14 protein-coding genes are annotated in these 12,666 nt (G+C 67.0%); 12 read left to right on the top strand and 2 right to left on the bottom strand.

The window, feature by feature from the left end; translation table 11 throughout:
• The first annotated feature begins 74 nt into the window (after positions 1–74).
• Genes ada through ABIC76_RS14065 form a run of 3 tightly spaced genes read left to right on the top strand, consistent with a single transcriptional unit; the run spans position 75 to position 1,918 of the window.
• The gene (gene ada / locus ABIC76_RS14075; RefSeq protein ID WP_354534354.1) at positions 75–1,160 is read left to right on the top strand and encodes a bifunctional DNA-binding transcriptional regulator/O6-methylguanine-DNA methyltransferase Ada; all 1,086 of its coding nucleotides are present in this window, start codon (positions 75–77) and stop codon (positions 1,158–1,160) included.
• Between the two features lie 6 nt (positions 1,161–1,166).
• A complete protein-coding gene (locus ABIC76_RS14070; protein WP_354534353.1) occupies positions 1,167–1,430 on the top strand; it encodes an Ada metal-binding domain-containing protein in 264 nt (87 codons plus the stop codon).
• A 38-nt stretch (positions 1,431–1,468) separates the two neighbouring features.
• Positions 1,469–1,918, top strand: coding sequence for a hypothetical protein (locus ABIC76_RS14065; RefSeq protein WP_354534352.1), 450 nt, complete (start codon positions 1,469–1,471; stop codon positions 1,916–1,918).
• Positions 1,919–1,990: 72 nt separating this feature from the next.
• On the opposite strand, the gene purM is transcribed toward ABIC76_RS14065, so the two are convergent.
• Positions 1,991–3,046 carry a phosphoribosylformylglycinamidine cyclo-ligase gene (gene purM / locus ABIC76_RS14060; protein ID WP_354534351.1) on the bottom strand — a complete coding sequence of 352 codons (1,056 nt, stop codon included), beginning with the start codon at positions 3,044–3,046 and terminating at the stop codon, positions 1,991–1,993.
• Positions 3,047–3,210: 164 nt separating this feature from the next.
• Between purM and ABIC76_RS14055 the strand changes: the two genes are divergently transcribed.
• From ABIC76_RS14055 to ABIC76_RS14015, 9 genes are read left to right on the top strand one after another with little or no spacing between them, the layout of a single operon-like run.
• Positions 3,211–4,281: an AI-2E family transporter gene (locus ABIC76_RS14055; RefSeq protein WP_027680637.1), complete on the top strand. Its 1,071-nt coding sequence runs from the start codon at positions 3,211–3,213 to the stop codon at positions 4,279–4,281.
• Between the two features lie 58 nt (positions 4,282–4,339).
• Positions 4,340–5,041: a DnaA regulatory inactivator Hda gene (gene hda / locus ABIC76_RS14050; RefSeq protein ID WP_004631704.1), complete on the top strand. Its 702-nt coding sequence runs from the start codon at positions 4,340–4,342 to the stop codon at positions 5,039–5,041.
• Positions 5,042–5,092: 51 nt separating this feature from the next.
• Positions 5,093–5,767: a histidinol-phosphatase gene (locus ABIC76_RS14045; RefSeq protein WP_354534350.1), complete on the top strand. Its 675-nt coding sequence runs from the start codon at positions 5,093–5,095 to the stop codon at positions 5,765–5,767.
• An 11-nt stretch (positions 5,768–5,778) separates the two neighbouring features.
• Positions 5,779–7,341: a polynucleotide adenylyltransferase PcnB gene (gene pcnB, locus ABIC76_RS14040; protein WP_102066727.1), complete on the top strand. Its 1,563-nt coding sequence runs from the start codon at positions 5,779–5,781 to the stop codon at positions 7,339–7,341.
• On the top strand, positions 7,338–7,853 hold the full coding sequence (gene folK / locus ABIC76_RS14035; RefSeq protein ID WP_354534349.1) for a 2-amino-4-hydroxy-6-hydroxymethyldihydropteridine diphosphokinase: 516 nt from the start codon (positions 7,338–7,340) through the stop codon (positions 7,851–7,853). Before pcnB ends, folK begins: the two co-directional genes overlap by 4 nt.
• Before the next feature lie 29 nt (positions 7,854–7,882).
• Positions 7,883–8,527, top strand: coding sequence for a deoxynucleoside kinase (locus ABIC76_RS14030; RefSeq protein ID WP_354534715.1), 645 nt, complete (start codon positions 7,883–7,885; stop codon positions 8,525–8,527).
• Between the two features lie 60 nt (positions 8,528–8,587).
• Positions 8,588–9,406 carry a 3-methyl-2-oxobutanoate hydroxymethyltransferase gene (gene panB / locus ABIC76_RS14025; RefSeq protein ID WP_354534348.1) on the top strand — a complete coding sequence of 273 codons (819 nt, stop codon included), beginning with the start codon at positions 8,588–8,590 and terminating at the stop codon, positions 9,404–9,406.
• A gap of 11 nt (positions 9,407–9,417) precedes the next feature.
• Positions 9,418–10,125 (top strand): ABC transporter permease, encoded by a 708-nt coding sequence (locus ABIC76_RS14020; protein ID WP_354534347.1) that lies wholly within the window; start codon positions 9,418–9,420, stop codon positions 10,123–10,125.
• On the top strand, positions 10,122–10,820 hold the full coding sequence (locus tag ABIC76_RS14015; protein ID WP_354534346.1) for an ABC transporter ATP-binding protein: 699 nt from the start codon (positions 10,122–10,124) through the stop codon (positions 10,818–10,820). Before ABIC76_RS14020 ends, ABIC76_RS14015 begins: the two co-directional genes overlap by 4 nt.
• Here the strand turns inward: ABIC76_RS14015 and ABIC76_RS14010 are convergent.
• Complete coding sequence (locus ABIC76_RS14010; protein ID WP_354534345.1) at positions 10,764–12,662, bottom strand: bifunctional chorismate-binding protein/class IV aminotransferase; 1,899 nt, start codon at positions 12,660–12,662, stop codon at positions 10,764–10,766. The genes ABIC76_RS14015 and ABIC76_RS14010 overlap by 57 nt on opposite strands.
• Positions 12,663–12,666: the final 4 nt, after the last annotated feature.

Below are 12,666 nucleotides of genomic sequence, written 5' to 3'. Positions count from 1 at the left end.
GACCGCAAGACCCGGAGTGTCCCGCCAGGGGGCCGCACCTACAGTACAGTCATCGCAGTCCACTGGATGACGCCATGCAAACCTCCGCCCGTACCGTACCGGACACCACCTCCGTCGAACATGACCCGCGCTGGGCTCGCGTGCTGGCGCGCGATGCTTCTGCCGACGGGCAATTCGTCTATGCCGTAAAGACCACCGGCGTGTATTGCCAGCCGAGCAGCCCGTCGCGCTTGCCGCGCCCGGAAAACGTCGAGTTCTTCGACACGCCCGCCGACGCAGAAGCCGCCGGTTACCGCCCGAGCCGCCGCGCCGGCCCGGATCAGACCACCGTCCGGGCGCAGCAAGCGGCGCTTGTCGCGCAAGCGTGCCGCCGCATCGAAGCAGCTGACACGCCGCCCACGCTCGATGCGCTGGCGCAAGACGCCGGCCTGAGTCCGTATCACTTTCATCGCCTGTTCAAAAGCGTCACGGGCCTCACGCCCAAGGCCTACGCCGATGCGCATCGCGCCCGCAAGCTGCGCGCGCAGCTGGGGCGCGGCAGCTCCGTCACCGAGGCCATCTACGACGCCGGATTCAACGCCAGCAGCCGCTTCTACGAGGCGTCGGACAACGTGCTCGGCATGACGGCCAGCCGCTACCGCGCCGGCGGCGTACAAACGACGATCCGCTTTGCCGTGGGCGAGTGCTCGCTCGGTTCGATCCTGGTGGCGCAAAGCGATCGCGGCATCTGCGCGATCCTGATGGGCGACGACCCCGACGCCCTCGCGCGCGATCTGCAGGACACCTTCCCGAAGGCCGAACTCATCGGCGGCGACGCGGGCTTCGAAGATCTGGTGGCGAAAGTGGTGGGTTTTGTCGAAGCGCCGTCCATCGGCCTGGACCTACCGCTGGACGTGCGCGGCACCGCGTTCCAGGAGCGCGTGTGGCAGGCGCTGCGCGAAGTGCCGCCCGGCAGCACCACCAGCTACACCGAGATTGCCGCGCGCATCGGCGCGCCCCAGGCCGTCCGCGCCGTCGCGCAGGCCTGCGCGGCCAATCACATCGCGGTGGCCATTCCGTGCCACCGCGTGATCCGCCGGGACGGCAACACCTCCGGTTATCGCTGGGGCGTGGAGCGCAAGCTGGCGCTGCTGGAGCGCGAGTCGCAATCCGCCGCATGAAAGCGCGTGAGAACGTGGACGCTCATCGGCGCCAGCGGCCAGCCTTATGAGAGCGCCCTGCCCGGCACGCTGGGCGGGCATCGGCGTGCTCGCATCTATGGCCGCCTCGATTGCGCCGCCGCACGCCGGGCCATCGCGCGCGGCGGTTATGTGCGCCACCGGGTGTTTTTCCTGAACGAAGCCGATGCGCGCGCCGCCGGCTACCGGCCCTGCGCCGTGTGCATGCCACAGGCGTATGCAGCATGGAAAAGATCGGCCGGTTGCGGGTAAAGTCGTGGGCTGATCATCGCAGACACGCTTCGCCCATCATGACCAAACCTTTGCTGCTTGCCGCGCTGACGGTGCTTGCGCTCGCCGGCTGCGGCCGCTCCGACGACGCGCACAAGCCTGCCGCGCCCGCTCCGGCTTCCGCACCTGCGGCCCCCGCCCCTGGCGCGTCCAACGCGGCCAATTCGGCCAATGCGCCGACCGCCAGCGCCCCCGCCGTCAGCGAAGCCGAACAGGCCAAGGCCGTCGACCTGGCCCGCGCCGCCATCGCAAAGTACAAGCTGACCTCCCTGTCGCAGGAATGCCTGTCTTTCGTGGTGGACCGGGCCGACGACACGCACAACAGCGTTGAAGTGCTGGAGAACCACACCCCGGCCTGCGGCGGCGACCCGAACGCGGCACCGCGCGTCGTCACGCTGCTCATCGACAAGAACACCGGCGCCCTGCAGAAGGACGACCCCGCCAGCGGCGAATACGTCCCGCTCAAATAAGCGCCCGCCAGACGACGCGCATAAAAAAACCGCCGAACGCATCGGCGGTTTTTTGTGGGGGCGAGCCTCGCGTCAGACCACGATCGTCTGCGCTTCGCCTGCCTGGCGGGCGCGGATTTCGCCGATCTGGTAGACCGTTTCGCCTGCGTCCTTCAGGTGGGCGATGGCAGCCGGTGCATCGGCTGCCGACACGATCACCACCATGCCGATGCCGCAGTTGAACACGCGGTGCATTTCGTCATCGGCCACGTTGCCAGCCTTTTGCAGCCACTGGAACAGCGGCGGCAGCGTCCAGGCGTCCTTGTGCAGCACGGCGGTCAGGTTGTCTCGCAGCACGCGCGGCACGTTTTCGGTCAAACCGCCACCGGTGATGTGCGCCATGCCCTTGACGGTCAGCTTCTCCATCAGCGCCAGCAGCGGCTTCACGTAGATGCGCGTCGGCGCCATGATGGCGTCCTGCAGGCGCTGGCCGTGGAAGTCGGCGTTCAGGTCCGGGCGCGACACCTCGATGATCTTGCGCACCAGCGAGTAGCCGTTCGAATGCGCGCCCGACGAAGCCAGGCCCAGCACCACGTCGCCCTCGGCAATGGTGGTGCCGTCGATGATCTTGCGCTTTTCGACCGCGCCGACAGCAAAGCCGGCCAGGTCGTATTCGCCGTCCGGGTACATGCTCGGCATTTCAGCGGTTTCGCCGCCGATCAGCGCGCAGCCAGCCAGCTCGCAACCCTGTGCGATGCCCTTGACCACGGTGGCAGCGGTGTCGACGTCGAGCTTGCCGCAGGCAAAGTAATCCAGGAAGAACAGCGGTTCGGCACCCTGCACGAGGATGTCGTTCACGCTCATGGCGACCAGATCCTGGCCCACCGTGTCGTGGCGGTTGAGCGCAAAGGCCAGCTTGAGCTTGGTGCCCACGCCGTCGGTGCCGGACACCAGCACCGGTTCCTGATACTTCTTGGACAGCTCGAACAGCGCGCCGAAGCCGCCGATGCCGCCCAGCACGCCTTCGCGCATGGTGCGCTTGGCAAACGGCTTGATGCGGTCGACAAGGGCGTCACCCGCCTCGATGTCGACGCCCGCGTCGCGGTAAGACAGGCCGGTCGATGCGGATGGGGTTTCGGAAGCGCTCATACAATCGTCTGAATTGAAAAAACCGGGAAAGAAAGCGAGACGGCGGCGGGGAGTCACAAAAATCGGACCCGCCGGTCCAGTAAAATCGCGATTTTACCGGATGCGGCCGTCCCGATGGCCGCTTTTCCGACTCCTCCACCCCGCCATCGGAACCGTCGCCCCCCATGAACGCCCCCGTGCTGTCGCAGGAAACCAAGCGCACGCTCGCCTGGATCGCCGTGGCGCTTGTCTTCCTGGCCCTGCTCAAGGCGCTGGCGCCGACGCTCACGCCCTTCGTCTTCGCGTTCATCCTGTCGTACATCCTGCACCCGGGCGTGGAATGGCTGCAGCGTCATCGCGTACCGCGCGTGCTGGGCGTGTTTCTGATGATCCTGGTGCTGACGGTGGTGGGCGTGGCGCTGATGCTGCTGATCCTGGCGGTGCTGCAGCGGGAGATTCCGGCCATCCGCGATCAATTGCCCGGGATGCTTGCCAAGCTCAACGCGTTTCTGTCGCCCAAGCTGGACGAATTGGGTCTGCATGTCAGCTTCGATTTTCCCGGCCTGCGCGCCCTGCTCACGGAACAGCTCGCCGCCAGCCCGGACGACGTGGTGGCTCGGGTACTGACCTATCTGCGTGTGTCGGGCTCGGCGGCCATCCAGGTGCTGGGCATCTTCTTTCTCGTGCCCATCGTGATGTTCTACCTGCTGATGGACTGGAACATGCTCATGCGCCGGATCGAAACCGCCGTCCCGCGCCGCTGGCTGGCAAAAACACGTGAACTGGCCGCCGAAACCGACGGCCTGCTCTCCCAATACCTGCGCGGGCAGATCATCGTGATGCTGGTGCTGGCGGTGTATTACTCGGCGGGGCTGGCGCTGGCGGGTTTTGACGTGGCGCTGCCGGTGGGCATTTTTACGGGGCTGGCCGTGTTCATCCCGTATATCGGCTTTGGCGTGGGGCTCACGCTGGCCATCCTGGCCGCACTGTTGCAGTTCGGCAACCTCTACGGCCTGCTGGCGGTGGCCGTGGTGTACGGCATCGGCCAATTCCTGGAAGGCTTCTACCTGACGCCCCGGCTGGTAGGCGAACGCATCGGCCTGCATCCGCTGGCGGTCATCCTCGCCTTGCTGGCTTTTGGCCAATTGTTCGGTTTTTTCGGTATCCTCCTCGCCCTACCGATGAGTGCTGTGCTGCTGGTCGGTTTGCGGCAGATTCGGAAGCTTTACCTGGGCAGCCGGCTCTACCAGGATTGAAAGCCACTGAAGGCGACTGAAGGCAACTGAAAAGTACGGCGACTCCACTCCACGTTTCATGGCCACACCCGAACAGCTCCCGCTCGAACTCGGTGCGACACCCGCCCCGACCTTCGACAACTTCGTCGCCACCGGCAACGAAGAGGCGGTGCTGCGCCTGCGCGCCCTGATTCCGCAAGTGGTGGACGGCACCGCCACCGACCGCCTGGTCTACCTCTGGGGCGAGGAAGGCAGCGGCCGCAGCCACCTGCTACAGGCCATTTGCGCCCAGACCGAAGCCGGCGGCTACGAAGTCCGCACGCTGGAGCCGGACGCCCCGCCCGAAGCCTTCGAATTCGACCCGACCATCACCGTCTGGACCATCGATGACGCCGAGCGCCTGGACGAATGGGCGCAGATCGCCGTGTTCAACCTCGTCAATGAAGTGCGCGCGCATCCGCATGCCGCCATCGCCATCTCCGGGGCGGCCGCGCCGATGGCGATGCCGCTGCGTGAAGACCTGCGCACCCGCCTGGGCTGGGGACTCGTCTACTGGCTGCGCCCGTTGTCCGACGCCGACAAAGTCGAAGCCCTGCGCCAAGCCGCTCGCGAACGCGGCATGCAGCTCTCGGCGGACGTGCCGCAGTGGCTCGTGACGCACTCCTACCGCGACATGCCGAGCCTGATGGCTTTGCTGGACGCCCTCGACACCTATTCGCTCGCCCGCAAGCGCGCCGTCACCCTGCCGCTCGTGCGCGACATGCTCGCGCTGATGAAGTGAAACCAGGGCTGGCGCGGCCGGTTATGTAACGTTCGGGTAAAATCGCGCCCCATGAATCTGGCCCTCTTCGACCTCGATCACACCCTCATCCCCACCGACAGCGACCACGAGTGGGGACGCTTCCTCATCCGCCGCGGCGTGGTGGATGAAGCCGAATACCAGCGCAAGAACGATCAGTTCTATGCCGACTACAAAGCCGGCACGCTGGATATCCATGCCTTTCTGCGCTTTGCCTTGGCACCGCTCGCCGCCCACCCGCGCGACACGCTCGCCCAGTGGCACGCCGAGTTCATGCACGACGTGATCCGTCCGAAGATCACACCGCAGGCGCAGGCACTGGTCTACAAGCACCTGGACGCCGGCGACCTGTGCTGCGTGGTCACCGCCACCAACAGCTTCGTCACGCGCCCGATTGCCGAGGCCTTCGGCATCGACCACCTCATCGCCACCGAACCGGCCACCGCCGACGGCAACCCGGACAGCGCCTTCACCGGCGACGTGGCGGGCACACCGAGCTTCCGCGAAGGCAAGGTCGCGCGCGTGCATGAGTGGCTGGCCAACATGGGCCACGGCTGGAGCGATTTCGAGCGCAGCACCTTCTACAGCGATTCGGCCAACGACGTGCCGCTGCTGGAGGAAGTGACCGACCCCGTCGCCACCAATCCGGACGACACGCTGCGCAACCTCGCAGCCGCGCGCAACTGGCGCATCATGGATCTCTTCTAAGCAGGCGCGGCGTGATCAAGAAACTCATCAATCGCCTGCTGGGCAAAACCTCCGCAGAGCCCACCGTTCCCGCTGAACCGGGCGCGCCCGCCGCCAGGAAAACCCGCACGCCCAAGGCAGCCAAAACCGTCAAGGCGCGCACCAAGTCCGCCGGTGGCGTGCCGCGCCAGGCGCGCGTGTGGAGCGTGGACGAGCACGGTATCGACCCGAAGCTGCTCTCGCGCAACGCGGTCAAGGTCACGTCCACGCTGCAGGACGCCGGCTATGCCGCCTTCATCGTGGGCGGCGCCGTGCGCGACTTGCTGCTCGGTATCAAGCCGAAGGACTTTGATGTGGCGACCAACGCCACGCCCGACCAAGTCCAGGCGCTGTTCCGCCGCTCGCGCATCATCGGACGCCGCTTCCAGATCGTGCACGTCACGTTCTACGGCGGACGCGACCAGGAAATCATCGAAGTCTCGACCTTCCGTGCGCTCGTCGACGCGGTGGACGCCGAGCAGGTGCCCGCCGGCAAGCGCGTGAAGCGCACCGAGCTGGACCACCACACGCACGCCGTCGACGCCAGCGGCCGCGTGCTGCGCGACAACGTCTGGGGCACCCAGGCCGAAGACGCCACCCGCCGCGACTTCACCGTCAACGCGATGTACTACAACCCCGCCGACGAAACCGTGCATGACTACCATCACGGCATGGAAGACATGCGCGCCCGCACGCTGCGCATGATCGGCGATCCGCACACCCGCTACCGCGAAGACCCGGTGCGCATGCTGCGCGTGGTGCGCTTCGCGGCCAAGACCGGCTTCGACATCGACCCGGACACGCGCGCGCCGATCGCGGAGCTGGGCCCGCTGATCCACAACGTGCCGGCCGCCCGCCTGTTCGACGAGATGTTGAAGCTGCTGATGTCGGGCCACGCCTGGGCATCGCTGCAGGAACTGCGCAAGGCGGGCCTGCACCGCGGCCTGCTGCCATTGCTGGACGTCGCGCTGGAGCAGCCGATGGGCCAGCGCTTCGTGCAGCTCGCGCTCGACAACACCGACGATCGCGTGAAGGCCGGCAAGCCGGTCTCGCCGGGCTTCCTGTTTGCCTCGCTGCTGTGGCATCACGTGGTCGAGCACTGGAACCGCCGCCGCGCCGCCGGCGAGCCGCTGATCCCTGCGCTGCATACCGCCATGGACGAAGTGCTCGACCGCCAGACCGAGCAGCTCGCCATCCAGCGCCGCTTCACCTCCGACATGAAGGAAATCTGGAGCATGCAGCCGCGCTTTGAGAAGCGCTCGGGCCGCATGCCGTATCGCTTGCTGGAATCGCCGCGCTTCCGCGCCGGATATGACTTCCTGGTCCTGCGCTGCGCCTCGGGCGAATTGCCGCAGGAACTCGCCGACTGGTGGACCGACTTCCAGAACGGTGACGGCGAAGCCCGCGAAGCCCTCATGGCACAAGCGAAGCACGCCCCGAGCCCCTCGGCAAATGCCGGCCCGGCCAGCCCGGGCAAGCGCCGTCGCCGCCGACGTGGTCCGGCAAAATCGGATACAGTCGGTGACGTCAATCCGGGAAGTTCGGAGGAAACGTGAAGACAGTGGCGTACATCGGCATCGGCGCCAACCTGGGCGACGCGCGCCAGGCAGTGAAAGACGCCGTGGTCTGCCTCGCACAGCAGGTCGGCATCACCGTCACCGGCAAATCGAGCCTGTATCGCAGCGCGCCCGTCGAATCCAGCGGCGACGATTACATCAACGCCGTGGTGCGCATCGATACGCATTTCACCGCCGACCAGCTGCTCCGCATCTGTCACCACATCGAAGACCAGTTCGGCCGCGAGCGTCCGTTCCACAACGCGCCGCGCACGCTCGATCTGGACTTGCTGCTCTACGGGGACCACGTCCTCACCTCACCCGAGCTGACGGTGCCGCACCCCCGCGTGGGCCAGCGCGCCTTCACCCTGCTGCCCCTGCATGAACTGGCGCCCGACCTCGTGATTCCGGGCATTGGCGCCGTGGCTGCACTGCTGCCCGGCGTGGCCGACCAGCGCATCGAAAAGACCACGATGTGTCAGTGCATGCGCGCCAAGCAGTCCGCCGCCTGATCATCCGCACCACGCACAAACACCTGCCGATGGCCCTGGACCACCTGCGCCGTATCGTTGTCGAGGGACCCATTGGCGTGGGCAAGACCGCGCTGGCCCAGCGTCTGGCCGATCACCTGCGCGCGTCGACGTTATTCGAGACGCCCGCCGACAACACCTTCATCGCCCGCTTTTACGAAGACCCCGCGCGCTATGCGCTGCCGGTGCAGCTGCGCTTCCTGCTGCAACGTGCCGAGCGTCTGAAGGCGTGGCACAAGGCAACGCTCGCCGGCGAGCGCATCGTCGCCGACAGTTTCCTGCCGCGCGACCGGCTGTTCGCCCAGCTCACGCTGCCCGCCGATGAACTCGCGTTGTACGACGCAATGGCGAATGCGCTGGCCCTGCCGCAACAGCGCATCGATCTCGTCATCTGTCTGCAGGCGCGTGCAGAAGACCTGCTACCACGCGTCACCCGTCGTGCCGTTCCTTACGAAACAGGCATCGATGCGGAGTATCTCGAACGCATCTGCGCCGCGTACGGCGAGCTGTTTCTGTATTACGATGCCGCACCGACGATGATCGTCGACACCGCTGCCTTCGACCCCGCAGGCAACGACGACGATTTCCGCACCTTGCTCGCCCGCATCGACGCGATGCGCGGACCCAAGGAATTCATCAAGCTGGCAACGCGCTAGTCAGTCGACGCACCGCATGGTCTGCGTGGGCGCTCGCGATGCCCCAATGAGTCTCAGTCCATGAGCTATCTCCAGGAATCGAACCGCAAGGCCGTCACGGTGACTTCGCTGCAGGCCATGCGTGCCGCCGGCGAGCGCATCGCCATGCTGACCGCCTACGACTCCAGTTTCGCCGCCCTGATGGACCGCAACGGCACCGACGTGCTGCTCGTCGGCGATTCGCTCGGCAACGTGATGCAGGGCCAGAAGACCACGCTGCCGGTCACGCTCGATCACGTCGTCTATCACACCGAATGCGTATCGCGCGGCATCGACAAGGCGTTGCTCGTATCCGACCTGCCGTTCGGCACCTATGGCACGCCCGAACAGGCTTTCCACAGCGCGGTGCGCGTGATGCAGGCCGGCGCGCAGATGGTCAAGCTCGAAGGCGGCGTGTGGCTCGCGCCGACCATCAAGTTCCTCGTTGAACGCAGCATTCCGGTGTGTGCGCACATCGGCCTGACGCCGCAATCGGTGCATGCGTTCGGCGGCTTCAAGGTGCAGGGTCGCGGCGATGAAGCGGCCGCGCAACTGAAAGCCGACGCGCTGGCCGTGCAGGACGCCGGCGCGCAACTCGTCGTGATGGAAGCGATTCCTGCCGCGCTGGCCGGCGAGGTGACGCGTCTGCTGGCCATTCCGACCATCGGCATCGGCGCGGGGTTGGAATGCTCGGGCCAGGTGCTCGTCATGCACGACATGCTGGGCGTGTTCCCCGGCCATCGCCCGAAGTTCGTGCGCAACTTCATGGACGGGCAAGCCACCATCGACGGCGCCGTGGCGGCCTATGTGGCCGCCGTCAAGGACGGCACGTTCCCCGGCCCGGAACACACCTTCGCCTGAGCGGCCTCCGCATGGAAATCTGGTCGGCCACCGTCGACGCCTTCGCCCTGCTTGCCGGCGGCGATGCGGCGTTGTGGCGGATCGTCTGGGTGTCGTTGAAGGTGGCGATCGCGGGGCTGCTGGTGGCGGCGCCTCCCGGCCTGCTCATCGCCTATCTCATCGCCATGCATCGGTTTGCAGGGCGCCGTGCGCTCGTGGTGCTGGCGCAGGCGTCGCTGTCGTTTCCGACCGTGCTGATCGGGCTGTTGCTGTATCTGCTGCTGTCGCGCCAGGGGCCGCTGGGCGGCTTCGGACTGCTGTTCACGCAGGGCGGGATGATCCTTGGGCAAGCGGTGCTTGGCCTGCCGGTGATCGTCGCATTTGCGCTGACGACACTGGAGCGCGCGGATCCGCGTCTCGCCGAAACCGCACGCGTGCTGGGCGCCGGGCGCGTCCGGCTGCTGCTGACGGTGTTTCGTGAATTGCGCTTCGGCCTCATGGCGGCGGTGGTGGCCGGCTTCGGGCGCGTCATCGCCGAAGTGGGCTCGGCGCTGATGGTCGGCGGCAACATCGAAGGCGTCACGCGCACCATGACCACCGCGATTGCGCTGGAAACCAGCAAGGGTGAGTTCGCACAGGGCATCGCACTGGGCATCGTGCTGATCGTGCTGGCACTGCTCGTCAACCTGGTGCTGGCGTGGTTGCAAGGGGCTGGCAACTATCGCAGGGAGCCGGCATGAGCGCGCCGTCGCAGCCCACGATGGTGTTTGAAGGCTTGCGCTGCCAGCACGGCGCGCGCGTTCTGTTCGAGATTCCGCGCCTGGCGCTGTCCGCGGGGCACGCGATCGTCATCACCGGCGCAAACGGTGTCGGGAAGACAACGCTGCTGCGCATGCTGGCCGGGCTTGCACCCGCCCATGGTGCGACCGTCGACATGGGCCAGGGGCGGCAAGCGCTGTCGCCCTACCCAGCCGAGCTGCGCGCGCGGCTGACCTACGTGCACCAGCATCCGTATCTGTTTCGCACGTCGGTACGCGCGAATCTCGCTTATGGGCTGACCACGGGCCCACACCGCGCGGCGCCTACGGCGTTGGCTGCGCGCGTCGACGATGCGCTGCGCTGGGCGGGGCTGCAGCACGTGGTGGATGTGCCGCCCGAACGGCTGTCCGGCGGAGAGACGCAACGTCTTGCGTTGGCGCGGGCGCGCGCGCTGCACACGGATGTGCTGCTGCTCGACGAACCGACGTCGAACCTGGACGGCGCTGCGCGCGAGCAAGTCATTGCGCTGGTCGGCGAGCTGGCAGCGGAGGGCCGCACACTGCTGATGGTCTGCCACGACCGCGAACTCATCAACCTGCCCGGCGTGGCGCGCTGGAAGCTAGAGCACGTCGACGGTCAGGGCCGGCTCGAAATGCGCGGGCACCACGCCGCGTAGGGCATTGCATACGGCGACGGCCTCGGCGCGGGCAACATCGGCCCGGGTGAGCAAACGCTCTTGCAGCGGCCCGCCCAGCCACGGCGCAGCATCTTTCAACAGCACGGCGCGCATCACGCCCGGCAAGACCCCCGCCGACAGCGGCGGCGTCCACCACGCACCATCGAGCTTGACCAGCAACGTGCTGCGCCCGCCCTCGGCCAAGGTGCCGTCGGCGTTGAAGAACACGGCATCGAACGCACCTTCGCCCTCGGCGGCCTGCCACGCGGCGTCGTAGCCTTCGCGCAACGTGGTCTTGTGCGTCGGCAGACTGTGCGTGATCTCGCGCGATTGCGGTGCGACGAGCAGGCGGACCGGCGCATCCCAGCTCGCATGCAGCGGCGACAAGGGCACGGCCGATACGTTGGCCGCACCGTCCGGTGTGAGCAATAGGCGCATGCGATAGGCGCCATCACCGTCCAGCGTTGCGCAGGCACGTGCCACCTCGTTCGTCAGGGCAGCCCGGTCGAATGGAAAACCAAAGGCAGCCGCTGAACGCTCCAGCCGCGCCAGATGCCAATCCAGCAGTGGCACGCCGTCGCGCGTCGCGCGCATCGTCTCGAACAACGACAACCCCGGGTCAAGCGCCGTCACGAAGCGCGCTTTCAGTTGGCACTCCGCGTATTCCTCATGGGCGACGCTGTCGTGCACGATGCCGGAGCCGATGCCGAGTTCGCCGCAGCGCAGGCCATCGGTGCCGGGCGCGCTCAGCACCAGCGTGCGGATCGCCACCGAGAAGCAGGCGTCGCCCATCGCGCGATCATCGGCAGGCGCATCGATCCAGCCGATCGCGCCGGTGTAGAGGCCCCGCGGCTCAGACTCCAGCGCCTTGATGATTTCCATCGTCCGCCGCTTGGGCGCCCCCGTGATGGAGCCACACGGAAACAGCGCACGCAGGCAATCGGCCAGGCCAGTGGCAGGCGGAATCTCGGCCTCCACGGTCGACGTCATCTGCAGCACGCTGCCGAACGGCGTCACCTCGAACAACGCCGGCACGCGCACCGACCCCGCACGCGCGAGACGGCCCAGATCGTTGCGCAACAGGTCGACGATCATCAGGTTCTCGGCGCGGTTCTTCTCGTCTGCGGCCAGTGCGATGGCGCGGGCTTCATCGACTTCAGCGTCGCCGGAGGCTGGCGCGGTGCCCTTCATCGGCCGCGCAACAAGCTTGCCGGCGTGATGCGAGAAGAACAGCTCCGGCGAGCACGACAGAATCGCGCCGCCCTCCGGCAGCCCGATGAAGGCACCGTACGGCACCGGCTGGCGCGCACGCAGGCGCCGATACAACGCCGCCGGCGCGCCGAACGCCGTCATGCGCAGGCGGTACGTGTAGTTGACTTCGTAGGTGTCGCCCGCCGCAATCCAGTCGTGGATGCGCGCGATGGCGTTGGTATAGGTGGCGTGATCAACGCTGGCAGCACAGTCGAACAGACCGGCGGCCCCGGCCGCTTCAGGCCAAGCTCCGAACAGCGTGTCGACCTCGGCGGGCGACAGCACCTGCATCGTGCGGAACAGCAGCACGCGCAGGCGGCCATCGTGGCCGGGCAAGGACGAAGAGATTTCCGTGGAAGCCGGCAGACCGACCAGCGGCTCGCCAAACTCGTACGGCGCAACGATCAGGGCATGCAAGCCCTGGCGCCAGGCGGCACGAAGGTCATCGTCCAGTCCATCCAGGATGCCCGCCGGCCGGAAGAACTCGCCGGCATAACCCGTGTACCAGCGCGAGCACGGCGCGCCGCCCGAGGTGGCATCGTCCAGCAGCGCGAACGGCGCGCCGGCTTCTGGCGCTTGGAGCGGCTGCATGACG

Origin of the sequence: Ralstonia sp. 1138, assembly GCF_040544795.1 — a bacterium.
GTDB classification, from domain to species: Bacteria; Pseudomonadota; Gammaproteobacteria; order Burkholderiales; family Burkholderiaceae; genus Ralstonia; species Ralstonia flatus.
This window is presented reverse-complemented; position numbering and strand designations above follow the sequence as displayed.